The 26,790-nt window shown below is 40.2% G+C and carries 29 protein-coding genes and 1 riboswitch; of the genes, 8 read left to right on the plus strand and 21 right to left on the minus strand.

The window, feature by feature from the left end; all coding sequences use genetic code 11:
- Nucleotides 1–93 precede the first annotated feature (93 nt).
- The 4 genes from glpK to ACFWE9_RS09435 form a co-directional block, all read right to left on the minus strand.
- Nucleotides 94–1,584 carry a glycerol kinase GlpK gene (glpK, locus tag ACFWE9_RS09420; protein WP_230159493.1) on the minus strand — a complete coding sequence of 497 codons (1,491 nt, stop codon included), beginning with the start codon at nucleotides 1,582–1,584 and terminating at the stop codon, nucleotides 94–96.
- A gap of 22 nt (nucleotides 1,585–1,606) precedes the next feature.
- Entirely contained in the window at nucleotides 1,607–2,431 is an 825-nt protein-coding gene (locus ACFWE9_RS09425) for an MIP/aquaporin family protein (RefSeq protein ID WP_230159492.1), read from the minus strand.
- A 218-nt stretch (nucleotides 2,432–2,649) separates the two neighbouring features.
- Nucleotides 2,650–3,192: a glycerol-3-phosphate responsive antiterminator gene (locus ACFWE9_RS09430; protein WP_230159491.1), complete on the minus strand. Its 543-nt coding sequence runs from the start codon at nucleotides 3,190–3,192 to the stop codon at nucleotides 2,650–2,652.
- Between the two features lie 191 nt (nucleotides 3,193–3,383).
- Nucleotides 3,384–3,821, minus strand: a complete 438-nt coding sequence (locus tag ACFWE9_RS09435; RefSeq protein ID WP_230159490.1) for a hypothetical protein — start codon at nucleotides 3,819–3,821, stop codon at nucleotides 3,384–3,386.
- A 188-nt stretch (nucleotides 3,822–4,009) separates the two neighbouring features.
- A riboswitch (SAM riboswitch) is annotated at nucleotides 4,010–4,111 on the plus strand.
- Between the two features lie 83 nt (nucleotides 4,112–4,194).
- Between ACFWE9_RS09435 and ACFWE9_RS09440 the strand changes: the two genes are divergently transcribed.
- Nucleotides 4,195–5,298, plus strand: coding sequence for a 5-methyltetrahydropteroyltriglutamate--homocysteine S-methyltransferase (locus tag ACFWE9_RS09440; RefSeq protein WP_230159489.1), 1,104 nt, complete (start codon nucleotides 4,195–4,197; stop codon nucleotides 5,296–5,298).
- Between the two features lie 351 nt (nucleotides 5,299–5,649).
- Here the strand turns inward: ACFWE9_RS09440 and ACFWE9_RS09450 are convergent, their stop codons facing one another.
- The 3 genes from ACFWE9_RS09450 to ACFWE9_RS09460 all read right to left on the minus strand — a co-directional run bounded on the left by ACFWE9_RS09450 (nucleotide 5,650) and on the right by ACFWE9_RS09460 (nucleotide 9,377).
- Nucleotides 5,650–6,174, minus strand: coding sequence for a hypothetical protein (locus tag ACFWE9_RS09450; protein WP_230159488.1), 525 nt, complete (start codon nucleotides 6,172–6,174; stop codon nucleotides 5,650–5,652).
- A gap of 345 nt (nucleotides 6,175–6,519) precedes the next feature.
- Nucleotides 6,520–7,623 (minus strand): CaiB/BaiF CoA transferase family protein, encoded by a 1,104-nt coding sequence (locus ACFWE9_RS09455; protein ID WP_230159487.1) that lies wholly within the window; start codon nucleotides 7,621–7,623, stop codon nucleotides 6,520–6,522.
- A gap of 269 nt (nucleotides 7,624–7,892) precedes the next feature.
- Nucleotides 7,893–9,377, minus strand: coding sequence for an amino acid permease (locus ACFWE9_RS09460; RefSeq protein WP_230159486.1), 1,485 nt, complete (start codon nucleotides 9,375–9,377; stop codon nucleotides 7,893–7,895).
- 434 nt (nucleotides 9,378–9,811) lie between these two features.
- Here ACFWE9_RS09460 and ACFWE9_RS09465 point away from each other — a divergent pair, with 434 nt between their 5' ends.
- Together ACFWE9_RS09465 and ACFWE9_RS09470 are read left to right on the plus strand one after the other, a co-directional pair.
- Nucleotides 9,812–11,437, plus strand: a complete 1,626-nt coding sequence (locus ACFWE9_RS09465) for a M4 family metallopeptidase (RefSeq protein WP_377356556.1) — start codon at nucleotides 9,812–9,814, stop codon at nucleotides 11,435–11,437.
- Between the two features lie 317 nt (nucleotides 11,438–11,754).
- A complete protein-coding gene (locus tag ACFWE9_RS09470; RefSeq protein ID WP_230159484.1) occupies nucleotides 11,755–12,156 on the plus strand; it encodes an SET domain-containing protein in 402 nt (133 codons plus the stop codon).
- A 278-nt stretch (nucleotides 12,157–12,434) separates the two neighbouring features.
- Here the strand turns inward: ACFWE9_RS09470 and ACFWE9_RS09475 are convergent, their stop codons facing one another.
- Together ACFWE9_RS09475 and ACFWE9_RS09480 are read right to left on the minus strand one after the other, a co-directional pair.
- Nucleotides 12,435–12,623 carry a hypothetical protein gene (locus ACFWE9_RS09475; protein WP_377356558.1) on the minus strand — a complete coding sequence of 63 codons (189 nt, stop codon included), beginning with the start codon at nucleotides 12,621–12,623 and terminating at the stop codon, nucleotides 12,435–12,437.
- Nucleotides 12,624–12,713: 90 nt separating this feature from the next.
- Nucleotides 12,714–13,952 (minus strand): glycoside hydrolase family 3 N-terminal domain-containing protein, encoded by a 1,239-nt coding sequence (locus ACFWE9_RS09480; RefSeq protein WP_377356559.1) that lies wholly within the window; start codon nucleotides 13,950–13,952, stop codon nucleotides 12,714–12,716.
- 277 nt (nucleotides 13,953–14,229) lie between these two features.
- On the opposite strand from ACFWE9_RS09480, the gene ACFWE9_RS09485 reads away from it, so the two are divergent.
- Complete coding sequence (locus ACFWE9_RS09485) at nucleotides 14,230–14,583, plus strand: hypothetical protein (RefSeq protein ID WP_377356561.1); 354 nt, start codon at nucleotides 14,230–14,232, stop codon at nucleotides 14,581–14,583.
- 95 nt (nucleotides 14,584–14,678) lie between these two features.
- Here the strand turns inward: ACFWE9_RS09485 and ACFWE9_RS09490 are convergent, their stop codons facing one another.
- Complete coding sequence (locus ACFWE9_RS09490) at nucleotides 14,679–15,461, minus strand: TrmB family transcriptional regulator (RefSeq protein ID WP_377356563.1); 783 nt, start codon at nucleotides 15,459–15,461, stop codon at nucleotides 14,679–14,681.
- A gap of 192 nt (nucleotides 15,462–15,653) precedes the next feature.
- Between ACFWE9_RS09490 and ACFWE9_RS09495 the strand changes: the two genes are divergently transcribed.
- Both ACFWE9_RS09495 and ACFWE9_RS09500 read left to right on the plus strand, forming a co-directional pair.
- Complete coding sequence (locus ACFWE9_RS09495; protein ID WP_230159479.1) at nucleotides 15,654–16,424, plus strand: sulfite exporter TauE/SafE family protein; 771 nt, start codon at nucleotides 15,654–15,656, stop codon at nucleotides 16,422–16,424.
- 112 nt (nucleotides 16,425–16,536) lie between these two features.
- Nucleotides 16,537–17,475, plus strand: coding sequence for an oxidoreductase (locus ACFWE9_RS09500; RefSeq protein WP_377356565.1), 939 nt, complete (start codon nucleotides 16,537–16,539; stop codon nucleotides 17,473–17,475).
- Nucleotides 17,476–17,566: 91 nt separating this feature from the next.
- Here the strand turns inward: ACFWE9_RS09500 and ACFWE9_RS09505 are convergent, their stop codons facing one another.
- The gene (locus ACFWE9_RS09505) at nucleotides 17,567–18,007 is read right to left on the minus strand and encodes a peptidylprolyl isomerase (RefSeq protein ID WP_230159477.1); all 441 of its coding nucleotides are present in this window, start codon (nucleotides 18,005–18,007) and stop codon (nucleotides 17,567–17,569) included.
- Between the two features lie 160 nt (nucleotides 18,008–18,167).
- Between ACFWE9_RS09505 and ACFWE9_RS09510 the strand changes: the two genes are divergently transcribed.
- Entirely contained in the window at nucleotides 18,168–19,160 is a 993-nt protein-coding gene (locus ACFWE9_RS09510; protein WP_377356567.1) for an NADPH:quinone oxidoreductase family protein, read from the plus strand.
- 30 nt (nucleotides 19,161–19,190) lie between these two features.
- Here the strand turns inward: ACFWE9_RS09510 and ACFWE9_RS09515 are convergent, their stop codons facing one another.
- From ACFWE9_RS09515 to ACFWE9_RS09525, 3 genes are all read right to left on the minus strand, one after another.
- Nucleotides 19,191–20,663 carry a PAS domain-containing sensor histidine kinase gene (locus ACFWE9_RS09515; RefSeq protein ID WP_377356569.1) on the minus strand — a complete coding sequence of 491 codons (1,473 nt, stop codon included), beginning with the start codon at nucleotides 20,661–20,663 and terminating at the stop codon, nucleotides 19,191–19,193.
- A gap of 146 nt (nucleotides 20,664–20,809) precedes the next feature.
- On the minus strand, nucleotides 20,810–21,238 hold the full coding sequence (locus tag ACFWE9_RS09520; protein WP_230159474.1) for a cell wall hydrolase: 429 nt from the start codon (nucleotides 21,236–21,238) through the stop codon (nucleotides 20,810–20,812).
- 223 nt (nucleotides 21,239–21,461) lie between these two features.
- Nucleotides 21,462–21,731, minus strand: coding sequence for a DUF1292 domain-containing protein (locus ACFWE9_RS09525; RefSeq protein WP_230159473.1), 270 nt, complete (start codon nucleotides 21,729–21,731; stop codon nucleotides 21,462–21,464).
- A gap of 479 nt (nucleotides 21,732–22,210) precedes the next feature.
- Here ACFWE9_RS09525 and ACFWE9_RS09530 point away from each other — a divergent pair, with 479 nt between their 5' ends.
- Nucleotides 22,211–22,597: a VOC family protein gene (locus ACFWE9_RS09530; RefSeq protein WP_230159472.1), complete on the plus strand. Its 387-nt coding sequence runs from the start codon at nucleotides 22,211–22,213 to the stop codon at nucleotides 22,595–22,597.
- Between the two features lie 189 nt (nucleotides 22,598–22,786).
- Here the strand turns inward: ACFWE9_RS09530 and rpsN are convergent, their stop codons facing one another.
- The 7 genes from rpsN to ACFWE9_RS09565 form a co-directional block, all read right to left on the minus strand.
- A complete protein-coding gene (gene rpsN / locus ACFWE9_RS09535) occupies nucleotides 22,787–23,056 on the minus strand; it encodes a 30S ribosomal protein S14 (protein WP_230159471.1) in 270 nt (89 codons plus the stop codon).
- 145 nt (nucleotides 23,057–23,201) lie between these two features.
- Complete coding sequence (gene rpmG / locus ACFWE9_RS09540) at nucleotides 23,202–23,351, minus strand: 50S ribosomal protein L33 (protein ID WP_053348792.1); 150 nt, start codon at nucleotides 23,349–23,351, stop codon at nucleotides 23,202–23,204.
- A gap of 22 nt (nucleotides 23,352–23,373) precedes the next feature.
- Nucleotides 23,374–24,567: a GTP-binding protein gene (locus ACFWE9_RS09545; RefSeq protein WP_230159470.1), complete on the minus strand. Its 1,194-nt coding sequence runs from the start codon at nucleotides 24,565–24,567 to the stop codon at nucleotides 23,374–23,376.
- 351 nt (nucleotides 24,568–24,918) lie between these two features.
- Nucleotides 24,919–25,089, minus strand: a complete 171-nt coding sequence (locus ACFWE9_RS09550; RefSeq protein WP_230159469.1) for a hypothetical protein — start codon at nucleotides 25,087–25,089, stop codon at nucleotides 24,919–24,921.
- 151 nt (nucleotides 25,090–25,240) lie between these two features.
- Nucleotides 25,241–25,615, minus strand: coding sequence for a nucleotide excision repair endonuclease (locus ACFWE9_RS09555; protein WP_377356573.1), 375 nt, complete (start codon nucleotides 25,613–25,615; stop codon nucleotides 25,241–25,243).
- Nucleotides 25,616–25,865: 250 nt separating this feature from the next.
- Entirely contained in the window at nucleotides 25,866–26,018 is a 153-nt protein-coding gene (locus tag ACFWE9_RS09560; RefSeq protein WP_230159468.1) for a YpzG family protein, read from the minus strand.
- 106 nt (nucleotides 26,019–26,124) lie between these two features.
- Nucleotides 26,125–26,772 carry a DUF4352 domain-containing protein gene (locus tag ACFWE9_RS09565; protein WP_230159467.1) on the minus strand — a complete coding sequence of 216 codons (648 nt, stop codon included), beginning with the start codon at nucleotides 26,770–26,772 and terminating at the stop codon, nucleotides 26,125–26,127.
- Nucleotides 26,773–26,790: the final 18 nt, after the last annotated feature.

Consider the following 26,790-nt stretch of genomic DNA (forward strand, 5'->3'; position numbering starts at 1 on the left):
ACGCATTCATGGTCTCTCCTGTTCTCCGGCCGAGTTATTAACTTGATTTAAGTATACCATACTTTAGTTCATTTTAGAAAGAATTTACTTTTTTTATTTAAAAGCCATGGCCGCTTGAACAGCTTTTTTCCAGCCTTCATATAATTTTTCACTATCATGCTCTTCCATGGATTTGTTAAAGGTTTTGTCTACCGCCCATTGCCGGGAGATTTCTTCTTGATCCTTCCAATATCCAACAGCAAGTCCAGCTAAATACGCGGCCCCTAGTGCCGTGGTTTCGTTTATGGTCGGTCTTTCGACAGGCACTCGCAATAAATCGCTTTGGAATTGCATTAAGAAATCATTCTTGACTGCCCCGCCATCGACTCTCAATGTCTGTAGCTCAATCCCTGAATCCGCCTCCATTGCATCAAGGACATCCTTCGTTTGGTACGCTAGTGATTCTAGTGTTGCACGAATGAAATGTTCTTTGGAAGTACCGCGCGTCAAACCAAAAACCGCTCCCCGTACTTCACTGTCCCAATATGGGGTCCCTAGCCCCACAAAAGCCGGCACTACATATACTCCATCCGTACTTTCCACTCGTTTTGCATAGGCTTCGCTGTCCTTGGCATCATGAAGCATCCGCAGGCCATCTCTCAGCCATTGGATAGCCGAGCCAGCTACGAAAATACTGCCTTCCAGTGCATATTCAACCTTCCCATTCAATCCCCAAGCAAGGGTCGTCAATAGTCCGTGTTCGGAACTTACAGCCTTTGTTCCTGTATTCATGAGCATGAAGCAGCCTGTTCCATACGTATTTTTAGCCATTCCTTCATTAAAGCAGGCTTGGCCAAATAATGCTGCCTGCTGATCACCAGCCGCTCCGGCAATCGGAATCGATTGACCGAAGAAATGATATTCGATCGTACGTGCGTACACTTCAGAGGATGGCCTAACTTCCGGCAGCATCGATTTTGGTACAGTCAATATCTCCAGCAGTTCCTCATCCCATTTCAGTTCATGGATATTGTACATCAATGTCCTTGATGCATTTGAATAATCCGTTACATGGGCCTTGCCTCCTGAAAGCTTCCAAATCAACCAAGTATCGATGGTCCCGAATAACAGCTTGCCTTCATCCGCTCTTTGTCGTACCCCTTCCACATTATCGAGAATCCATTTCACTTTTGTACCGGAAAAATAAGCATCTATAAGCAAACCCGTTTTATCCCGGAACAGATCATTTAATCCCTTTTCCTTCAAATCGTCACAGATTTCGCTTGTTTGTCTGGACTGCCATACAATGGCATTATAAACAGGTGCTCCTGTTTCCTTATCCCACACGACTGCCGTTTCACGCTGATTAGTAATCCCGATACCGGCAATTTGCTCTGGCTTGACACCGGATTCAGACAGTACACCGGCAATGACCGCTAGAATCGATCCCCAAATCTCATTTGCATTATGCTCGACCCAGCCTGGTTTAGGGAAAAACTGAGTGAATTCCTTCTGGGAAGAATGTACAATTTCCCCCTTTTCGTTAAATAGAATTGCCCGCGAACTTGTTGTTCCTTGATCTAAAGATAAGATATATTTTTCCATAATGTGTTTCCCCCCTTTTATTTTAACTAGCAATGTTGCTAATTTCTAACTCACGTGACTGCTTTTTTCCAAAAGCATATGCTAATACCAATATTATCAGGCTTACTCCTAAAACAGTCCAAAATATTGTCGTCACTTCACCTAAAAACATCGCTTTATAGAAGACAGCTCCAAGTGCTCCACCGACAATCGGACCAACAACAGGAATCCATGCATAGCCCCAATTCGATTTTCCCTTACCCGGTATAGGCAGAAGGAAGTGAGCAATACGAGGTCCAAGGTCACGGGCAGGGTTTATGGCGTAGCCTGTTGTTCCTCCAAGAGACATTCCGATAACAACAATCAATAAACCGACAGCAAATGGATTCAGACCTTCTGTAAACTTGCCGGCTCCAATAAATAATAAGCCAAGAACAAGGATGAATGTACCAATCATTTCACTTAAAAGATTTGAAAAAGTATGAGGGATAGCTGGTGAGGTTGAAAACACACCAAGCTTTGTACCTGGATCCTCCGTAGCTTTCCAGTGAGGCAAATAATGCAAAAATACTAGAGTCGCGCCTATAATCGCCCCTATCATTTGTGCCACGATATACCCTGGCACATCAGCCCAAGGAAAATCCCCATTGATAGCCAATGCTACTGTAACAGCCGGGTTTAAATGTGCTCCGCTTATGGAACCCACTGCAAAGACACCCATTGTAACAGCCAATCCCCATGCAATCGTGATGACAATCCAGCCAGCATCTTTGGCATAAGATCCCTTTAAGGAAGACCCCGCCCCGATACCTGCACCAAATAAAATTAAAATCATCGTGCCTACTACTTCTCCCCAAAATGGAGTCATACATGACCCTCCTCTTATAGAATGATGCCTTACCAACAAATAAAAGGAGATTCACAACAGAACTATCCTCAATAAATGAGTATGTCTGGTGTGAATCTCCTAATCTCCGTCACATGTATTAACTTGTAATTCAAAATATACTAGTTTATGAAAACGCTGTCAAATATTTTCTGAAATATTCATTCTTTTTTCTGTAATTTTTTTGACTTTTGACCCTATTAGACGATATCCCATAATTCAGTTTTGGACGTGGTGATTGCGGACGCTCCCGCTTCAAGGGCATTCAGGACTTCATCCGAAGTCCGTATGAGACCACCTGCAAAAACGGGAGTTTGTAATCGTTCTTTCACTTCTTTTATCATCCATGGCATTGCCCCCGGCAATACTTCGATATAATCCGGCTTCGTTTTCTGTACCAGCTTATAACTTTTCTCCAGCGCATGTGAGTCTATTAAAAAGATCCGCTGGATGGCAATGACTCCCTTTTGCTTCGCTTTCAAAATAACGCTTGATTTTGTCGAAATCAGCCCATATGGGTGATACTCCTGACAAATGAATTCTGTCGCGTATTCATCACTTCTTATGCCATGGATTAAATCAACATGATAAATCATTTTCTTATTATGCTGCTTGGCCATTATACTCACATTTTTCAATTGGGAAATATGCAAGTCAAGAAACACACCAATTTCATAGGAACTATCTAGAAATCTTTCAAAATCCTTCATGCTTGCCGAGGCAGGCAATATCTTCTGCTCCATGCATTTTCCCCCTTATGTCCCGGAAAAACTCTAAACTTTAAGTTTTTTAGTATATTTTAAAGTGCTTGATTTATCAAACACATTTTTTATTAATGAAGAATCAATTGTCACCATATCCTTACACTAACATACCTGGACCCCAAATACAGTAAGGGTAAGAATGTATGGAAAATCCCCCTTAAGATGATTCATCATAAAGAGATTTTCATTTTCATTGCACCTTCGACAAGCTCATACGATTTAATGGTGCCCACGGGGATTTTTCTCACGATGTTCCAAGCATCCACATTCATTTTGATCATTCTATTTTCAAATTCAAAAAATGGCGGTCTGTTAAATATCTTATGATTAATGAAATTTCTATCAATAGGTTTCATTTCCACTAATTCAAATGAAATCGTTCTTTTATCAACGTGAACCGGTTTTATTGTTATCCGGAAAGATACATTTTTCTTAAACATCATTTTTTTCACTTCCGTCGTTCCCCAAAGCACTATATGCTTTGGCGTGATCTCGACTTTAATATTCTGCTCATTAGATTTCATGTTTATAATTCTCTCTAGCATGGATGCACTTACCGTTATCGGTATACCATTCCCGAAAACATTAAAGTGATCGAATGTATTCATCCTGACTTCCCCCTCCGACTTTCAATATCCCCTCTCGCATGTGTGGGTTATAGCATATGCCAGGTTCACCAATGAGGTTAATCATCATGCAAGGCTACTATGAGTAATCGCTATATTCTAAATTTTCCGCCTCCACCCTTGACCTTTACCAATACTCCCTGTATAGTCATAGTTAATTTAATAGACAACTCTTATCCAGAGAGGTGGAGGGACTGGCCCTTTGATACCTCAGCAACAGACTTTTCATGTACTGTGCTAATTCCAGAAGTGTAAAAACTTGAAGATAAGAAGAGTAAATAGCTTTGTTGCCAACACCTCTTCTTATTTTTAAGAAGAGGTGTTTTATTTTATAAAAGGGAAGAAGGAATGCAACATGTCAATCACATTAACGAAAGCACCATTTAGAGCGGACCATGTCGGAAGTTTATTAAGACCAGATCGTTTACATATAGCTAGAAAGCAATTGAAGGAAGGTACCATTTCGGTGGAGCGACTTCGTGAAGTTGAAACGGAAGAAATCAAATTGATTGTCGATAAACAAATTGAAGTTGGATTAGAGGCCGTTACGGATGGGGAGTTCAGACGAACATGGTGGCACTTTGACTTCCTTGAACATTTAAATGGCATCGAGGGCTATGTTACTGAAAAAGGTCTTACATTCGATGGGGTTGAAACTGAGAGATATAACATTCGCAATACAGGAAAGGTTTCATTCAATCCTGAGCATCCCTTCATCCATGACTTTATTGAATTGAACAAAATAGTGGACGGACGTGCCGTTGCCAAACAAACCATTCCCAGTCCCAATCAATTGTTTGCTGTCGGTGTTCATAATGAAGACATCTATCCTGATATCGAGGACTATGCTAATGATGTCATTAAAGCGTATCAAGCTGCTTTGAAAGCCTTTTATGAAGCAGGTGTACGTTATCTTCAATTGGACGATGTATATATTGCCAGACTTTCAGCTCCAGATTTTCAGTTCAAAGATGGAAAATATTCAAGAGAACAATTAATCGATTTAGCACTGCGTGTTATTAATGGTGCATTGGAAGGAAAACCAGAGGATTTGGTCGTCACGACACACTTATGTCGTGGAAACTACCAGTCAACGTGGGCATTTGAAGGCAGTTATGCACGCATAGCCCCAACATTATTGGCCAAAGAAAAAGTAGATGGATTCTTCTTGGAATATGACGATAACCGCTCAGGGGATTTTAAACCATTGGAATACATTCCAAACGGAGGGGCCAGGATCGTTCTGGGAGTGGTCACTTCAAAAAATGGGGAAATTGAAGACAAGGAAGCTGTTAAGGTACGCATTAAAGAAGCCTCACAATTCGTTCCCCTCGAACAACTATGCTTAAGTCCGCAATGCGGATTCGCTTCCACCCATCATGGCAACAAGCTTACGGAAGAACAACAATGGGATAAGTTGAAATTCATCGTTGATGTAGCAAAAGAAGTTTGGGAATGATGACTCACCTTTAATAAAAGCTAGGCACCTTTCAATAAGGAAGCCTAGCTTTTTTTTAAAACAGTACAATAAAACGTTTCTCTGATCGGTATAGGCAGATTTGCTAAGCCCAAGGATTGTTGAAGAATTTACGGTGACAAAATCGATTTCCCTTCAAACAACATATCGTGAATATCCATTTTAACCAATAATATATCGGGCATCTGTATACAGTACATATGCCTTTTTTCATATACATTTTCGTTTATTATCATTGGCAGACCCTGCAGATTAATGAATCAGTATGTAAAATAGTTACTTACTATGTTGAGTTCACACAAAAAAAAGAACGAGCATCTTGCACGCCTTTTTTTACTTGCAGCTATCTTCATCATCCACTTTCTTTACAAATATATCATCCGTCACCCTATCTTCCAGCTTGTTCCTCAAGACCAATTGTGCGGCCTTCCCATCACTAGGCGATCCGTCTGAAAAATACATCGGAAATAAGGAGAAAAACAGTACATAGAAGGAAAAATATATGAATTGATACCAGATTACCGAGCTTTCCAAGATATTCTGATACACTAAGCTATATATGATCAACATACTGACTAAATTAAAGATAGAGCCCCCTAAATAAATAAGCATATTCGTCAATCGATTATCATGTATCAATCCCTTAAATTCGCAAGTACCATTCCAGAAATAATATTTTCTCACCTCTATGTTCCAAAAGGCAAAAAGTTTATTTCCACAACCAATCAAGATTTTCTTTTCAGATCCTCCAAAAATCGTCACAAAGAAGATATGCCCGCTCAAATGTATCAGCGTAACGATTGGCATAATCAAAAAAAAGGAAAAAAGAAATTTAATGATATCAGTGAGACCAAACATTTTTAATCCACCATCCTTATCAAAGAAATTTTCTTATGAACCTTTTTACAAGGATGATACTCTCATACCCTGTCTAAACTAGTTATAACTAGTAATTTTTCACAACAACGAATGGCTGACTTTCATCATGGATTTAAAAACCATTTAGCCATTTTCAAGCTTAATTCGTCCCTCCTCCCACTTAATTTGACATTCCTCACTTTAATTCGTCCTTTTTTCCACTTATTCCGGCCTACTAAATGTTGTCGCAGCATAGTTATTTACGTCGTTATTACGAGGGGCCAATTCATACAAAAACAAGGCTATCTCTCTCCAATATTGGAAATGCGATAGCCTTATTTGATCTTATTTTGTATTAAGGGGCCGAAGTATTTCTGCGTTGCTTTGTCCTGGCTTCAGTCCCGCATGTTTATATTCAGGGGTAAAAACTGATGTTTTGATCGGGCAGGCGATTTGCTTCTGGACATTTCCTTTTCCGTCAGGTACTTCGACGATCATTCCCCTATCCTTCAATTGGGGATGGTTGGTCGCTTCGGTAAAGGTCAGCACTGGTTCTGCGCATGCCTCGAAGTCAGAAAATATTTCCTGCCATTCATGGAAATCCTTTTCTAAGAAAGCTTGTTGGACGAACGTTTTGAATCGGATTCCGCTTTCTTCATCGCTGCCCATGCTCAGTTCATACAATTCCGGTGCCCCGATGGCTTCGCATAACGCTTTTCGAAATGGGGGCTCGAGGCTTCCAACGGAAAAATAACGTCCATCTTTCGTTTCGTAAAAGTCATAAAAAGATCCCCCGTTTAACATCAATTTCTCTGGCTCAAGCTCCAGGCCCCCTTGTAAATTCAGAGGTGATGATATGGCATTCAATGCAAAACTGCAGTCGGTCATGCTGATGTCGATGGCTTGGCCTTCCCCTGTTCGCTCCCTGTAAATGACAGCAGACAATATGCCGATAACGGCATGCAGTGAACCTCCAGCAAGATCGGCTATCTGGGTTCCGTTTTTTGCCGGGCCGCCCCTTTTCGTTCCGGAATAGCCTGATAAACCTGCAATCGATAGATAATTGATATCATGGCCCGGTCGGTCCTTATAGGGACCGGTCTGGCCGAATCCCGTGATGGAACAGTAAATCAATCTCGGATTAATCCGTTTTAATGCCCCATACCCCAGTCCTAGGCGTTCCATGACGCCTGGACGGAATTGTTCTATGACGATATCGTAGTCCTTCACTAGACTTTTTACGGATTCGATGGACTCTGATTGTTTTAAATCAAGTGTGATCGACTTCTTCGACCTGTTAAGATATTGGTTCACACCCCATGAATCACTTGCTCCCGGCCTCTCTACCTTCAAAACGTCCGCTCCTAAATCTGCTAGCATCAAAGTGGCAAATGGGCCTGGCAATAACATTGAAAAGTCCAATACTTTTAAATTAGTCAATAAGGTCATCAGCTGCGCACCTTTCCTTTCCATTGGAAATATTCAATCGGATACAAATGCAGTTAACGCTTTCCCCGTTGTTCTGTGCATGCCATTTAGCTACATAGAGATTACGATTATCATATAACATCTCCTATTAAATTTGTATAAATTCCCATTCATTAAAAATAAAAGGCCAGGAATCATCCTCCTGGAATCTGTTTATGAGCCTAAAGATAAACAAATAAAAGCCGGACAATTTATAACTCATTGTCCGGCTGATTTTACTTATAGCTTGTTCATTCGTATTTTTTGTCAAAGTCAAACTCGACTTCATCTAGTTTAACGAGCTTAGTCTTTCTTATCAGTTTATAGCCCAACCATAGACCAAGGAAAAGCGGGATTCCCAGGTATGCAGCTATAACACTGCCCCAATCAATCTGGTCTGAGAAAAAGGCTTGGATGTTTTGGGACAGGATGACGATCAGACCAATTAAAATGGCAAAGATCGGTCCTATCGGGAACCATAATGCTTTATATGGCAGCTTCTCCAATGAATGACCTTGAGCGATGTATGCCTTCCGGAAACGATAATGGCTGATGGAAATGCCCAGCCAAAAGATAAATCCAGTAATCCCAATGGCATTCATTAACCAGATATACACTTTACCATCACCGAATATGGAAGCTAAAAAGGCTAGCATACCGATGGAACATGTCAAAACCATTCCTGCAACCGGTACTCCGCGTTTATTAAGTCTTGCAAAAATACGTGGTGCTTGACCATTTTTTGCCATTGAATATAACATACGCGTAGATGCATATAGACTAGAGTTACCTGCCGATAATACCGCTGTTAAAATGACTGCATTCATAAGCGAAGCGGCAAAGGCCACTCCAGCCTTTTCAAAAATGAGCGTGAATGGGCTTACCATGACGTTATCCCCTTGTAAACTTGAGTTCGTATAAGGGATAAGCAGCCCTATAACAAAGATTGCCAATACGTAAAAGAGCAAGATTCTCCAGAAGACACTTTTAATGGCCTTTGGTATATTACGTGCAGGATCCTCACTTTCACCCGCTGCCACACCGACAATTTCGGTACCTTGAAAAGAAAAGCCCGCAGCTATGAACACGATGAAGACACCCATGAACCCACCCGGGAAAGGCGCGTCATCGACGGTGAAGTTTTTAAAACCTACTGCTTCGCCACCCATGATGCCGACAATCATTAGTATTCCAACGATTATAAAAATAACGATGGCTGTTACTTTAATGAAGGAAAACCAGTATTCTCCTTCACCATATCCTTTAACGGATAAATAGTTTAATAGGAATATGAGCACCAGGAATGATGCACTCCATAACAATGATGGACTATTCGGAAACCAAAACTTCATGATCATTGTTGAAGCGGCCAACTCTGCCGCTATGGTCATCGACCAATTGAACCAGTATGTCCATCCCAAGGCAAACCCAAATGCCGGATCGACGAATTTCGTTCCATATGTACTGAATGAACCGCTAGTCGGCATAAAGGCGGCCAGTTCCCCTAAGCTCGTCATCACGAAGTACACCATTGCGCCAACTAAAGCATATGCAAGCAATGCACCGCCTGGCCCAGCTGTATGGATAGCTGCCCCGCTGCTAAGAAACAGCCCGGTGCCAATAGCCCCTCCAATGGAAATCATCGTTAAATGTCGAGATTTTAACCCGCGCTTTAATTCTTGTTCTTCTTGCTTTGGAGGATGCTGAAAGATGTCGTTTTCTTGTTTTGGTATCATTAATTTTCATCCCTTTCTACATAAGCGCTTACATTTATGGGGAAATCCATTTAATAAATTTCCTATTTCATCGAGTTTCAAATAGAGCTAATTTACAATTCGAATATTCCTATTCTGAATATATGCAATTTTCATGCCAAATTTAAAAACCGCACTATTCAACAAATTAACCATTTATTTGACGAAATATTTTGCACTTTATGCCACGATTCTTTGCACTTTACGCCATGTTTTTTTGCACTTTTATTCATTTGGTTCAATTTAAATACATTCCAAATATTACTAAAAGAATAAATTCAAAGAACATTTCTATCAAAAACCATTTTTCTCCATTTTATTCCTTTAAATGTCATATTTTTTACGAGTTTTCTCCATTTGATAATAATTATGAAACGATGTAAAAATGAGGTATTCTTATGAAGGAGTTGAGTGTTATGAAGGGTAAGGTATTTTTAGGAACTGCACTATCCATCGGTCTATTATTTTCTGCTATTCCCCATCAAGAAGCTTTAGCGGCAAAAAATGTGTTAAGTGTTGAAAAGTACAATAAGCACAAGGATTCGCTAGAATACAAGTCTGGGAAACTTACGGACCCATCAAAGCAATCGGCAGAAGATATCATTCTTACCTTTTTTGATGAAAACAAAAAGTCTTACAAGCTAGAAAAGCAAAAGGCGAAAAACTCCTTCACGATCCAGAAAGAAAGCAAGGATGAACTAGGCAATACAGTACTTAGATTGCAACAAACCTATAAAGGCGTACCTGTATGGAACTCCACACAAGCAGTATTGATTGATGCTAAAGGTGTATTGACGGTCGTGTCCGGTACGGTTGAAGCCAATCTAAATACGAAATTAGGGAAAAAGGCTAAAAAAGGCATCAGTAAATCCGAAGCTATTAAAATAGCGGAAGCGGATCTGGGGTTCACTCCTGCCTATGAACAATCACCTGAATCTGACCTATATGTATACGCAAATGAAGGCCAGGCCGATTATGTATATAAAGTCAATTTGAAATTCTTAAGTCCGGAACCAGGAAATCATGAATATTTCATTTCAGTCAAAACGGGTAAAATCCTGAATAAATATAATACACTAGATGAAGTGACGGGGACTAATTCCGTCGGAACGGGCACCGGCGTCTTAAACAACACCGTGTCTTTGAACACTACCTTATCCAGCGGTCGTTACTATTTACAAGACAATACACGCGGCAAAGGAATCTACACTTATAATGCCAATAACCGTTCAAAATTACCTGGTACACTCATGTCCAACACGACCAATGCTTTCACTACTTCTACCGATAAAGCTGCGGTGGACGCCCATTATTATGCGGGTAAAACCTATGATTATTACAAATCCACATTTGGACGGAACTCCTATGATGGAAATGGAACCATCCTGAAATCAACCGTTCATTATGGCTCGAGATACAATAACGCTTTCTGGGATGGCACCCAAATGGTTTACGGTGATGGAGACGGCACGACGTTCATCCCATTGTCCGGCGGCCTGGATGTCGTTGCACATGAACTGACGCATGCTGTGACCTCCTCAGAATCCAATCTTACCTATCAATATGAATCCGGTGCTTTAAATGAGGCGATTTCTGATATTTTTGGAACAGTCGTAGAATTTAAGAATCAGAGTACCAAAGCTGATTATCTGATTGGAGAAGATATTTACACACCTAATATTTCCGGTGATGCACTCCGTTCAATGGCGAATCCAACATTGAATGGTGACCCTGATCATTATTCGAACCGTTATACGGGATCAAGTGACAATGGAGGAGTCCATACGAATAGCGGAATTATTAATAAGGCAGCTTATTTGATCTCTGCAGGCGGCACCCATCACGGCGTGACTGTATCTGGAATCGGCATTGATAAACTAGGGAGCATCTTCTACAGGGCAAACACGATTTATTTAACTTCCTCGTCAACTTTTTCACAAGCCAGAGCAGCAGTGGTACAAGCTGCCTCTGATTTATATGGTTCAAGCAGTGCAGAAGTCACAACTATCAAAAATGCCTTTACAGCAGTCGGTGTGAACTAAGAGATTCAGACCCAATATGACTAACACCTCCCTAACTAACTTTTAGCGGGGGGTGTTTTTTCGTATGTATATATGCGCTGGGGGAAAATATTTCGTCCTATTGAAGAATAATTTGGCCGATGAGAGGATTAATTCGTCCTTCCGACTGGATATTCTGGACGTTCGAATCATTATTCGATCCTTGGAGTTCATGATGAATGAAAGTTTGCAAAGTAGGGAGAAAATGATTAATTCTCTAAAATAGTTGCTTTTCTTCTTATTAACTGTCAAGCTTAGATAATCTGGACTATATTGAATAGAACAAGTAGGTGACGAACATGATTGAAGTTAAAACTTCCACACTTAGTGATGGTGAGTTCAATAGAGGTGTATTCGCAACACAGGACATTAAAAAAGGTGAACTTCTGCATGAAGCCCCTGTCATTGCTTATCCAAATGAGGAACATGTCTTCATTGAGAAAACATTGCTGGCTGATTATGCGTTTGAGTATGGAATTAACCATACTGCCATGCTTTTAGGTTATGGCATGCTGTTTAATCACTCTTATACTCCCAACGCTACGTATGATATAAACTTTAAAAATCACACGTTTGATTTTTTTGCTTACACCGACATAAAAGCAGGAGAAGAAATCCTGATTAATTATAATGGTGAGGTCGATAATGAGGATCCTCTTTGGTTCAATAAAGAAGATGACGGTGAAGAAGAATCCGAATGATCATTGATCGTTCATGAAAGCACTTGTGCTTTTGAAGACCTGTTATAGGTACTTCAAAAGCAACGAGTGCTTTTTCGTTTTTCCTTTCACCGAGTTCCTCCACAACAAGATGAACTTCACTATTTTCAGGAGGTCTTTTGATGATGGCTAATACCACAGTTTTTACGTGCTTATGGTTTCTTTACGAATGGCCTTCTCCATTTAATCAAGGTTCAATGAAAAAAAATCCCCATTAAGGCTTGCCCAACTTGAGCAGACACTTAATGGGAATATTTACCTCAATGGATGGATGGATTACTTGATTTTGATTTGGTTATGGATTGGAGTTGGCTCTTAACCTTATCAATGGTTTCTGGAGTGGCTAAGGATTTAATCTGACTCATGGTTTTTTCACGAGTTTTCTTATTGCGCATTAAATATGCTGCAGCTCCTATCAAGACGGTTCCAAGCACTTTGTTTGATGGCATGTGAGTTTCCTCCTTCAAGTTCGTTATAGTATAGTATTCCCTTGATCAGTAGATTTAAACAAATCCCCCTTGCTGATTGGGATATCCCCTTTATTTATCCAAATTCAAACTTTCAAGATACTTTAGGCTTTCAGGACTTTTCACCACTTTTTGGGCTAAATCAGGATCTACCTTCGCTTGCTTCAAATTATAGACTTTATACGTCAGGACTCTCTTCACTGATTCGTTAATTCGCTCCATTGGCACTTCCCCACCCTTTACAGCTTCAAGTAATCCGTTATATACCTCAAGCTCATGGGTATATTCATGACAGACAAGTAATAAATCAGCTCCTGCAAGAATTGCTTCCTTCCCCATATCTTCATAAGAGAAATACTTGTTCACAGCTCCCATTTCCAAATCGTCCGTGATCACAAGCCCTTCATATTTAAGTTTCCCCCGAAGCAGGTCTTCTATGATGACCTTGGAAAGGCTTGCTGGCTTTTCTTTATCATAGGCAGGATATTTAATGTGAGTCACCATCACGAAAAAATTTGGGTTCTCCATTTCACTTATGATTTTCTTGAAAGGATAAATATCCGAATTTTCCAGATCGAGCTGGTTTGCTTCCACTGAAGATGTTTCGACATGCGGGTCGATTTCGCTGCGTCCGTTTCCTGGAAAATGCTTCAAAGCACCAGTTACAGAAGCATCATTCAGGCCTTGTATGGCTTTCTTTCCGTATTGATAGACCTTCTCCGGATCTTTTCCCAATGAACGCTTGTCTGTATCCGATAGATCAAGAACTGGAGCGAAATTTATGTTTATCCCCATGGAACTCAGTTCTGTCCCATTCAATTTTGCCACATTATATATGTCTTCCACAGATGCCTGTTTCCCCATGTCCTTTTGTGCTGGGAGAGGCGATACCCGTTCCCTCATCCGGATTATGTCCCCGCCTTCCTGATCGACTGCCACCATGAGCGGAAGCGAATGCGAACTTTGATTGGCGGTTTGCTGAAGCGAATTGGATAACTTAGCCACTTGTTTAGGTGATTTCATATTTCGGTCAAAATAAATGACGCCCCCCATATGTTTTTGTTCGATAAGCTCCGTTATTTCATTGCTCTTTTCAGTTCCCTTGAAGCCGACCACCATAAGCTGTCCGATTTTTTCTTCAAGCGTCATGTTTTGGATCATTTTTTCAATTTTTTTATCCGTAATGGCTTCCACGTCTTTTCCTCTATCGGTTCCCGCTTCTGAATTCGCCCTGAACTGAAGGAACATCACTGTAATAAATGAGAGAATGGCGATGAAAAGCAGACCAATATAGATCCTTTTTTTCTTCATGCTTTGCCTCTCAATAGGCGGCCTGGCACTTGAAAAGCTTGTCTATTCTTCATGGATACTACCTCTTCATTTGACACTTCATGACTCATATTGTCCGTCCTTCCTTAATTGCACATTTGATTTATCCCAGAACTTCTGTCTGCATCATCCCATTGAGCACTCTCTTCATCATGTTCATAAACAGTCCATTCTATATCATCCTTGAGTATTTTTTTGCATAAAGCATTAGACGCGTACCATACTACATACATACCCTAATGCAAAGGAGATGCCCTTTATGGACGGAATCTTGAAAAATCTTGCCAATACCTTCAGTCATGCAGTCGATTATGCAAAAGAAAAAATAACAGCCATTACAGGATCGACATCTGTTACGATTGTGGAATTGAGTGAGCAAATCATCAATCAGCCTGAAACAAAACTAATCAGGAAAAACCTTTTAGGTATACCCTTTTCTTTTTATCATTTACAAAAAGAAGACGTTACGTACTATTTAGAAATGAAAAGCTCACAAATTCTACAGTTGGATGTTCAAGCACATGACCATACCATTGTGTCTTACAGATCTTATCGAGATCTTTCCAGCTTACCCACGGCGATAAGATTTCCAAAAAACCTTTTATCCGAATGAATCTGCTGGAGTTTCACACAAAATTAGAAAAAAGGCTAAAATCCCCCTTCATAGAGAGATTTCAGCCTTTTTTATTTTGGTACGTGATCTTTCTGCTAGAGTGAGAAAAATTGATCTCTTTCTCTAGAAATCCATTTCTCGGCACCCTCTTCATCCTTTTTGACTAAGCGGTTAACAAGGATATCATGCCAAATGTAATTTTCGAGAAAATTGATATGAATGGGATCATCTGTGTAAAACGCCGTTTCTCTCGTTTCCGAAGCAGGTCCATAAATCGTCTCCTTGCCATCAATGGATAGAATGAACCATTTATTCTCTCCAATATTGTCCACATAGCTGGTTTTACGATGTATATCTAGCCCTGATAAAGGGTTTTCAACTTGAAAGACAATCCCCTTGAGTGTACAGTTTGCAGCTATCTCTGTAAGCTCTTGTTCTAGTTTCCCATACATTTTGTCCCATAAAGAAACCACCACTCTTTTCTCGGCTTTTTGAAGTAAAGTACGACAAAAAGATAGGATATGCCCTTCACCCTTAAGCGTCATTACACGATTATCGGACATAGGCCCGATTTTCTCGAATTGTTTTAGTGTATGACTTATGGATTGATAGGAACTGTTCCATTTCGATTGGACGGATTCCAAAAATACATCGACTGGTAAAGGTGAATATTGTATCGAGTCATTGATTTCCTCTTTTAATACGACTCCCTCTTCTTGAAGTCCATTTAATATTTCATAGATACGGGCTCTGGGAATACCTGATTCCTTGCTTACCTGATAGGCACTGGTTGGACCTTGGCGAACTAAAGAAACATAAGCCTTTGCTTCATATTGACTAAATCCAAGTGACTGTATTTTTTGTATGATATCTTGCATGGTACCTCCTCGTGCTTGTAGTAAGTTATATGCTTATCATACCAAATCTCTTATTAAATCATAATATTCTTATTTACATCAGGATTCATTTTAGTTACTATTCTAATAGTGACTAAAATGAACACTTTGGGTTAAGACCGCATCAAAAGCAAGCGATTCGACCTTAATGCCATTGATTTGGAGGCTTATTAGATGGAAGATATACAAATTTCCACACTCTTGCTACTAGTATTTTTCGGCTTTCTGGCAGCATTCATTGATTCTGTGGTCGGTGGTGGCGGCCTGATCTCCATACCCGCTTTATTATTCTCAGGACTTTCCCCTACAGCTGCAATTGCAACCAATAAGTTAGCAAGTTCCATGGGGTCTTTAACAAGTACCATTGCCTTCATACGCTCAGGAAAGGTTGATTACCGATTGGTTTCAAAACTTTTCCCACTAATTTTCACAGGGTCCTTATTAGGTGCATGGGTGGTCAATTTTGTCTCACCCGAATTATTAAAGCCTCTAATCTTAGTTCTTTTAATAGCTATAGCCATTTATACCTTTATAAAGAAAGACTGGGGACATGAATCGACCTACAATAAGCTCACGTTGCCAAAGGCAGCACTATTTGCATTCGCTATATTTGCGACTGGCTTTTATGATGGTTTTTTAGGGGCTGGAACGGGATCTTTCATTTTGTTCGCCTTTTTAATGATTGGCTTTGATTTTTTGCACTCTGCTGGAAACGCAAAATTTTTAAACTTCGGAAGTAATCTGGCAGCGCTGCTCATGTTCATATTTCTTGATACCGTCAACTATTCATATGGAGTACCGATGGGGATATCCATGATAGCGGGAGCATTGGCAGGTTCTAAATTCGCCATTAAGAAAGGAGTGGCATATGTAAGAGTTTTATTTATCATCGTAACCGTCATCTTGATCTTGAAAAATATAGTTGATTACATATTGGAAAAATGAATTAGACACCTTCGGTAAAGCAAGTCAGACAAAAAACCCGACCACAAAATGTGACATATAGGAATTATTTGGGTATATGATAGGTATAGAATGTGTGGAAAGGTGTGATTCGATGACTGAAAAGTGGAATGGCGAAGAAATGGCAGAAGTATCGGGGCAAACCATCGTGATAACTGGTGCAAATAGTGGACTTGGCTTTGAAACGGCTTTTGCTCTGGCCGGTAAGGGGGCAGAAATCATTCTTGCTGTCCGGAATGCTTCAAAAGGTGAAAAGGCTGTCGATAGAATCATCTCGGTTTATCCTAAGGCAAATGTACGGGTAATGCAGCTGGATTTAAGTGATTTAAGCAGCATTCGGCATTTTGCTGATTCCTATAATGAAAACTATGACTCACTCTCTGTGCTTATTAATAATGCAGGCGTGATGATCCCCCCTTACAGTAAGACGAAAGATGGTTTCGAGCTGCAATTCGGAAGCAATCATCTCGGTCATTTTGCTTTGACAGGGCTCCTTCTTCCGCGTATTCTTTCCACGCCAAAATCACGGGTGGTCACATTGAGCAGTTTGGCTGCCATCAATGGGTTCATTGATTTCGAAAATCTAAATGGTGAACTCGGTTATAAACCAATGAAATACTATGGACAAAGCAAGCTGGCCAATCTTCTTTTCGCCCGTGAATTACAAAACAAATTCAACCAGCATGATGCAAACCCGATTAGCGTTGCCTGTCATCCGGGCCTGTCCCATACTAATCTCATGTCACGCGGATCTGGCAAACCACTAAATAAATTCGTCCATTTTCTTTCGAAAACCATCACCCAACCGGCAAATATGGGTGCACTTCCTACCCTTTATGCCGCAACGGAACCTACATTAGTAGGCGGGGAGTATATCGGGCCAGATGGAAAGAAAAACAGAAAAGGCTTTCCTAAAATAGACGATATAATCAATACCTTATATAATGAAGAAATTTCACAGAGATTATGGGATATTTCGGAATCCATGACAGAAGTGAAATATACTTTCACTGAAAGCATTACGTCAAAATGACTCTCTATAGCCCTCTCCTTCTATATAGAATGGGATTAAATAATATAGCGAAAAGAAAGAGGGAGCACAATGCCCCCTCTTTTCACTTCCATTATTCAGCGTCAAAAATTTCGACTTTTTCCATTTTGTCGCCATTTTTCATAGCTTTGGCTGTTTCAAGTCCAGATGTCACTTTACCGAATACTGTGTGAACACCATTAAGATGCGGTTGTGGCGCGTGTACAATAAAGAATTGGCTTGAGCCAGTATCTTTTCCAGCATGTGCCATCGATAGACTGCCTGCCTCATGTTTGTGAGGGTTTCCTTCTGTTTCACATTTAATTTGCTTTCCGCTTCCGCCTGCACCTGTACCTGTTGGATCTCCGCCTTGGCTTACGAAACCAGGGATGACACGGTGAAAGACTACACCATTATAAAATCCTGTGTTTGCTAGGTTTTCGAAGTTTGCCACTGTGTTCGGTGCTTCGTTCGGGAAAAGGTCAAATTCAATCTTTTCTCCATTTTCCATAAGTATGTATCCTTTTTTAGCCATGTAAAACATCTCCTTTAATATGAACTGAATCAAATCTAATAGTAACACTTTTAGAAGTAGAAAGAAAAGCCAGCGCTACTTATTTCGAATTGTATCATTATGATTTCAATGTTTTTTCTTTTATAATTAGGTAGATTTATTATAAAAGGGGGAACGAACCATGAAACAGCATTTTGATGCATTAGTCGTTAACAAGCAAGAGGATCAATTTACCGTTAACATTCAGCAATTATCAATTGACGACCTTCCGCAAGGCGAAGTGCTCATCCGTGTTCATTACTCTGGTGTAAACTATAAAGATAGCCTTGCCAGCATTCCGAAAGGAAACATTGTCAGCAGCTATCCGATCGTTCCAGGAATTGATATGGCTGGTGTCGTCGTATCATCTGAGGATTCCCGATTTAAAGAAGGGGACGAAGTCATTGCGACCTCATACGGAATTGGCGTTTCCCAATCCGGGGGTTATAGTCGATTTGCCCGTGTTCCTGCAGATTGGATCGTTCCACTTCCTGATGGCCTGACAATGAAAGAAGCGATGATCATCGGAACGGCTGGTTTCACTGCAGCCTTATCGGTTCTTCGTCTGGAAGAAAATAACCTTACTCCTGAACAAGGGAGCGTTCTCGTCACTGGTGCAACTGGCGGGGTTGGCAGTTTTGCTGTCTCGATCCTTTCCAAACTTGGTTATTCCGTGGAAGCGAGTACAGGAAAAGCCTCGGAACATGGATACCTGAAGGAAATCGGCGCGACGACCATTTTATCTCGTGAAGATGTTTACAATGGCAAGCTGCGGGCACTGGGCAAACAGAAGTGGAGCGGTGCGGTGGATCCCGTCGGCGGTGAACCGTTAGCCTCGGTCCTTAGCCAAATCAAGTATGGCGGATCTGTAGCGGTCAGTGGATTAACAGCCGGTACAAACCTTCCTGCCACCGTCTTTCCATTCATACTAAGAGGTGTGAATTTACTTGGAATCGATTCGGTCAATTGCCCGATGGATACAAGATTGAAAGTTTGGCATCGCCTAGCCACAGACTTTAAACTCGATCATTTAGAACAGCTCATTCAACAGGAAATTACACTTGAAGAATTGCCTGAAGTCCTTCCGACCCTTTTAAAAGGGGAAGCAAGAGGCAGAACGATCGTTAAACTATAAATCAAAAAGTGACGAGAGCATGGCTTCTCGTCACTTTTCATTTTGGATTCCAGTGATTGGGAGAATGATATCGACGATGGTCCCTTTTCCCACTTCGCTACTGAAGTGAATTTCCCCATTGTGCTCATGGATGATTTTAGTACTGACCATGAGTCCCAAACCTGTTCCTTTTTCAGTAGTGCTATAAAAAGGCTGCCCTAAATGCTTCATGCGCTCATTTGAGATTCCGCAGCCCTGATCAATGAATCGGATTATTGCAGATTCTCTCTCATCGTTAACCTGTATATAAAGCTTGCCGCCGTTTGGCATGGATTCTATCGCATTATTTACAACATTCGTGAATACTTGCTTTAACTGATTTGGGTCGCCCATAACAGATGCATTACACGCCTTATATTCGTTGATGATTTCAACATCATTCAATATCGCTTGAAACTCTTCTAACGTAATCACTCTATCCAAGATATCGTTAAGTTGAATTGATTCCCAAACCTTCGCTTCAGGCTCTGCTAAGCTCAAAAATTCATTGGCAAGGACCTCTATTTTCTCAACTTCACTGACCGTGATTTCAAGATAGTCCTTTTGGTAAGGGTTTTCCCTTAATAATTGTAAAAATCCTTTAACCGTGGTTAATGGGTTTCTAATTTCATGTGCCATGCCCGCAGCCATCTGCCCTACCGCAGATAACATGTTGGATTTACAGAGCAGCTCTTCTGTCTTCTTACGCTCTGTAATATCCCTGCAGAATACCTGTATGGCGGGATATCCATTATAATTAATCGGAAGACCTAATGTTTCCCCACAAAATACTTGTCCGTCAAGCCGAATGAATTTTTGCTCCAATAAATCAACCGCTTTATGTTCATCCCTCATTATCTCGATTCTTTTTTTTACACTTTCCCTGGAATCAGGATGAACGAATTGAAAAACCGATTTACCGATAATGTCTTCCACACTATCCATCCCCAGCATTTTTGCCCCCATGGGATTCATATACTCAATAATCCCATTGCGATGTACGAAAATCGCTTCAGGCGACACTTCCACTAAACTGCGATACCTTTGTTCACTTTCCTTCAAAGCAGCCTCAGCAAGTTTTTGCTTTGTAATATCCCGATAAACGAAGACCAGAGCGCACGGCTCATTTTCATTGTCCTGGATATTGAACAAGGAAATGCTCACATGGATTAACCGGCCATCTTTTCTTTGCCTGACCGTTTCAAATCCTTTTTTTTGTTCCCCTGACTTAATCTGGTCATGCAATTCATTGACTGACTCCTTCAAGAATTCAGGAATAATTGGAAACGGCATGCCAATGAGCTCATCATTCGCCCAACCGAAAAACTCTTCGAAAGCTGCATTTACTTGAAGGGTCCTTCCTTCCAGATCAACGATGGAAATGGCGTCCGGGTTATGCTCCATGAAAGACTTAAGTTTCTCAGCATTATCCTCCGACTGTTCTCCCATTTGCCCTTGTCCATAATCAATAAGCCTTTTACTCATCAATATTTTTATTCCTTTCTATCCGGAAATTTACAGTCTCAATTTTACAGTATCAGTAAATCATTTGCCAGTTTTATCATATGATTTTTCCTAGTTAAAGACTGATGCACAAAGAGGCCAAACCTCCATAAGGTTCAGCCTCTTCCTTAAAACGTATTATAAATATCCGGACATTCTGTACCAGTTGGTTCATAAAAGCAATGGAGCTTAAAACGCCCAACCAGGGGCTGATTATACCAGGTTTCCGGACAATCTCCCGGTGGCCTGAAGTACCATAGGCTAAATTTAGAGGGCCATAACCTTTCACCACTTACGCTCCGGCGTGCAAGCCTTTTTTCCCTATCCCTTGCTCGCTGATAAAAATACCCCTTCTGAACAGCTTCAAAGGCATGCTCCTGATAAATCATGTCTGGAATCGTCCTCAACCCTTTGAAATCGGAACAATTTGACCTAATCCGATTGACCCCTACATTACCGATCATCAACATGCCTTGATCACCTTCACCCTCGCCTTCCGCTCTAAGCAATCTTGCCAATAAGGCAATATCGGCATCAGTGTGCTTTACAACGGCCATCCCATCACCTCCACTTTTTTTATCCTATGCCTTGGATGTGGAAAAATACTCCGTTTATTAACAAAATCTTCATATGGGGTACACGTCCCTTCAATATTACAACCCTATACTTAAGAAAGGCTGGATAGCACGCGTGGCTATCATGGTATTTGGCGAAGGCGGGGCCAATACTTTCTTTATACATATAAAAAAGACGGCACACATTGTGCCGTCTTTTACCTTGTCATTCTTTCGCTTCAAATGCTGCTTCAAACGCCAATGATACCTTTTCGAACTCTTCGTCCGATTCGATATCTAGCAGTTCACCTTCGCCTTCGACCCTGAAAAAGAAAATATCGATATCTTCCTCTGTATCCTCTTCAATATCTTCAAGCAAACCTACTGCTACATATTCCGTTCCTTCTACATCCAATGAGCCTAAAACCTCAACTTCATGGCCTTCATCATTGTCATCAGCAAGGGTGAAAACCTCACCTTCACGAATTTTTCCCATACTACCTCTCCTCTCATATCCATTAATAATGGAGTTGTTTCCATAGTATATCGACTATTCCATATAGAAACAAATCTTAACCTTGAAAAAGATAAATTCTTTTTGTTCGTGAAAAGAATCAATCAAGATGAAAAATAATCCTGAAAAAGTTCAAAGTAACATACACACCATATATGGTATAAGACCGGTGTGAGACGTTAGTATGAGTGACCAATATGACTTATTTCAACCATTATACGGTTAATTAAAGGGTAAGCCACGGGTATATGAAGAAACCTATTGTTTATAGGAATGTCCTTTTCTCTATTATAGGATGATGCGGTACTTCTTGAAGGTATAGATAATATTATGGGGAAAAAGTATTTTCAGTTTTTAATTTTTTTTAAATAACGGCTACAAATATATAATTTTATACCGAATGTTATGATATATATTAATATTGGAAAATTGCACCGGACATAATAAAGGAGGAAGTTTTCTTGGCTACGAAAAGAGTAGATCATATTGGAGTTGTTGTAAAAGATCTTGAAAAATCCATCGCCTTTTATCAGGAAGTGTTGGATTTAAAAGTGAAAGCGCGGGTGCCTCATACCAACGGTGTAATCCAACTGGCTTTCCTAGGTTACGAAAAGTCAGAAGAAACAGAAATTGAATTGATTCAAGGATACAGCGACACATTGCCATCCGAAGCAACAATCCATCATTTTGCCATTACTGTTGATGATATCGAAGAAGAATATGCCCGGATCAAAAGCTTGGATAACATCGAGCTGATCGATGAGGAAATCGTCACCCTTCCTAATGGGTATCGCTATTTCTACATATATGGACCAGAAAAAGAGTGGATTGAATTTTTCCAAAGGTAAATAGCATGCTAAAAAAGCAGAGTCTATATGACTTCTGCTTTTTTGCCGTTCACTCATGCAGAATCCCTATTCTCAGATTGTTTATGCCGCTTAGTACGGATCGTTCCCGCGCTGGGACGGATTGTCACGTTCTCGGACCCTGAATTATGCCTTATTCTCAACATTCCACCATATTTCTTTATCCGGCTATTACCAGCTTGCCTTTTTGACACCAGGCAGTTGCCCTTTATGGGCAAGCTCCCGAAAAACGATACGTGACATGTTGAATTTGCGCATATATCCACGGGGCCTTCCTGTAACTCCACAACGATTGTGGACCCTTGTCGGCGAGGAATCACGCGGGAGTTTGGCCAATGCGGCATAATCCCCTTTCTCCTTCAATTCCTTTCTAAGTTCTGCGTACTTTTCAACTATCGCCAACTGTTTTTGCGCTTTTACTACTTTAGATTTTTTGGCCATTTGAATCTCTCCTTTTTAACATATTGATTTTATAAATTCTATAAATTGTTCACAATTCGTTCGGCTGCCTGTCTAGCTTCCACTTCCCCCCTTTTACATCCATTCTCTTCAATAAAACATAATCATTCCGATTTATAACTCAAAATTACTTCGTTTCACGGTGAAGCGTGTGTTTCTTTAAACGCGGGCAGTACTTTTTCAATTCGATTCGATCTGGGTTATTCCGCTTGTTTTTCGTTGTGATATAATTTCGGTCCCCTGTTTCTGTGCATGCTAAAGTAATATTTACTCTCATCTTTGTTACCTCCAAAAGTTTTTTAATGAACGATTTCCGTAAAAGCAGGTAATGGATCTTCATACAGAGACCAATCCTGCTGCAGCTCCATTTCCGTCAATAAGCATTGATCTAATTCCTTTTCGATTTCCTGTTGATTCATTTGAATGCCAATCATCACCAGCTCCGTCATCCGGTCTCCATAAAGATCATCCCAGCTTTTCAATAATTCAGGCTCATCATGAAAAATCTGCTGTTGTTCATCTTTAGGATGTGCTGCAATCCATTTACCTGCTGCCTGGATCATTAATGACGGTCCAGCTTGTGATAGCAGGCCTGCTGTATCATTTCTCGATGCCAACCAAAGGAAGCCCTTTGCCCGCACCACTTCCACGGGCCACCTTTCTAACCACGTCATCAGCCGCAATGGATGAAATGGCTTTCTCCTTCTGTAAACGAAGGAAGCTATTCCATATTCTTCGGTTTCTGGAATATGCTCCGCATTCAATTCCTTTATCCAGCCAGCCCCCTGGCTTGCCTTTTCAAAATCAAAAAGATGGGTGTTCATGACTTCTTTTAGCGGAACCTGTGAATGACTCGTTACAATGATCCTTGCATCCGGATTCACTTTATGGAGTACCGCTTTCAATTCCGCGACGTCTTTCGCTTCCATTAAATCAATTTTATTTAAAAGAATCACATTAGCGAACTCTATTTGGTCAATTAATAGATCAACCACTTCCCTCTGATCGGCCTCATCCGTTGCCTGCATTCGATCAATAAGCGTTTCTCCTGAAGCATAATCTTGCCAAAAGTTCTTCGCATCAACAACGGTAACCATCGTATCGAGTTGACAAAATTTTGATAAATCAATTCCCACGTTTTCATCAACATACGTGAAGGTTTGAGCGACTGGGACGGGTTCACTGATACCGGTCGATTCAATCACAATATAGTCAATATCACCTTGTGCGGACAGCTTTTCAACTTCAATCATTAAATCCTCACGAAGCGTACAACAAATGCAGCCATTCTGCATTTCCACAAGTTTTTCATCCGTCCGGGTAAACCCTCCCTGTTTGATCAGAGAAGCATCGATATTGATTTCACTCATATCATTAACGATGACGGCAACCTTCAGATCATTCCGATTTTCAAGAATATGATTCAGTAGCGTCGTCTTACCGGAACCAAGGTACCCGCTCAATACGGTTACGGGAATTTTCTTTTTCAACATTCCTTACCACTCCTTTACTTGCTAAACTCAAATCGTAAACATTACGATTTGAGTTTCGTAATTACCTATCACAAAAAAAGCACTCTTTAATAATAAAACGTAATCATTACTATTTGCAAGTTTTATTCAAAATATTTATAGGATTTCATTACTCCTTTTTAAAGTTTTAGCCCATTGGAGTTATTAATCATATAGGTACAACATTGTTCATAATTAATAACAAAAATAAATGGAAGCCCATTCACACATAACAGCATGTGTAAAGAACCTCCAGTGCTTTTATTCATGTATTGTACCCTCATATAACACTAAGCTGCATCATCGAGCAGCCTATTTCATTGGACTATTTGCTCATTCTCCCATATCCCACCTTGAAGATTTTACCGTTTCTTGTTCAAAAGATTTAATCTCTCGCTGTTTCGCCTGTTTAGAAGCTTGTGACACGGACCATGTTAAATTCCCAAAGGCAATCACTGTCCCTACCGAGATAACCAACACCTTTTTACAAAGTATTTTCTTCAATAGTAACCTCCTGAAAGCGTAATGGTGGAATACTTCAAATATAAACCAACAATGTTAACCTCACATCAAGTAACTGTAAATATACGGACATTTTTTGAGCATTGGATGTAACACAAAAAAAGCTGATTGCATGAGCAGCCAGCTTTTTTTATTATTTATAAAACACTTTGTCGACGTTGTATTTAGCATGAAGTGTATTGATCATGTACGTTTCATAGATTTCACGTTCCATAGCATCTTCGACTATAAGAATGTCAATTTTCTTGACTTCATTACGATGCTCTTTAATCGGAGAAACATTATCCTCGAAATGCTTCTTGACCCTTGGTCTTAATTTACGAGCTTTCCCTACAAAAATCAGCTCATCTTTTTCATTGTAAAACAAGATGATGCCGCCTTTATCGCGGGGAATCAAATGAAAATCGATAAACCCGTAGATTTCCGGAATGACAGCTTCGTCTCCTTCTATCACTTGTTTTCTTTGTTTAATGCTTATATCCGCTGCAGGGATTTCAATATTTATCATTACAATTCACGTCCTCTATTTGTATAAGGTGAAACTCTCAATCGGATTATCTAAACTCCGGTGATGAATAATTTTCGTCAGGCACAAAGCCCAAAGTTGCTTTATTCTTAAAGGTAAATGGTATCATAATTATGAACGAAAAGCCATGCATGCCTTAATTAGGGTTCCATTCCAATTCCTATGTTTGTTTAGCCATTAAATATAAAGAAGAAGACTCGCGAAGAGCCTCCTTCTTTATCAGAAATATCCGTTACCACTTGTGAGCCTTTGCATTGCTTCTTAGTATAATGTTTGTTTGCGATTCTTGCGTATGGCCATTAACTTGAGAATTTGAACGCTTAGGTCTTGTCCAATTATGGTGAAACTTTTGAGAATGTGGATCTAATTGATCTTTATAGCTCATTCTGTGTCACCTCATCATTAGGATTTGGATATTCCGTTCAGTGATAAGAAACCCTATCACTTGTTATAGTATTTGATTTTCCGAAGGCATTCATACACTATATCCTTTAAAAAGAGAATTCAACTGACTTGCCTTTTGCAAGAACTTCCTCTTCTTCATCCACCGCATCACTTGTCATGAGGGATATGCCCTTTATGTTTCCCTCACTTAGAATGAAACCAATGTTTCCACTTTTTGAACCATTTCCTTCTATTTCACCAGTAAGTTCTTCTAAGTAGATGTCATCTTCCCATGTCAGATGTTCTCCGCCGTCTGTTTCAAGGAAAGCAACTGGGGAAAACTTGATTTTTTTATCCGAATTGTTCTTGATATCTACGTTCACTTTTACGATATCGAAATCTTCATCATGCGTATAGCCATGAAAGAAATCAATCATGCTGTAATCAGGGGTAACATGCATCACTTTCATTTCTTTGACCTTAATCTCGATTGGACCAACATTCAACATTTCATTCACTTTTTTATAGGATTTCAATGTTAAATCGCCTTTTTCATCGGAGGCGCTTTGGCCGATTTGGTTCAGTTTAATATCATCAGGAAGCTGTGGATTCGGAACATAGACATCCTTTTTTATCAATGGTCGTTCAATTTCCTCTGTTTTTTCTTTAGCTGTCGTTTCTTCTTCGTAAGCTGGTTGGGTATTAAGAGCACCAAATGCCGTTAATAACAGGGCACCTATCATCAGTCTGTTCATTGAATCCCTCCCTGAAGT

This window comes from Peribacillus sp. NPDC060253 (assembly GCF_042727425.1).
Classification (GTDB): Bacteria; Bacillota; Bacilli; order Bacillales; family DSM-1321; genus Peribacillus.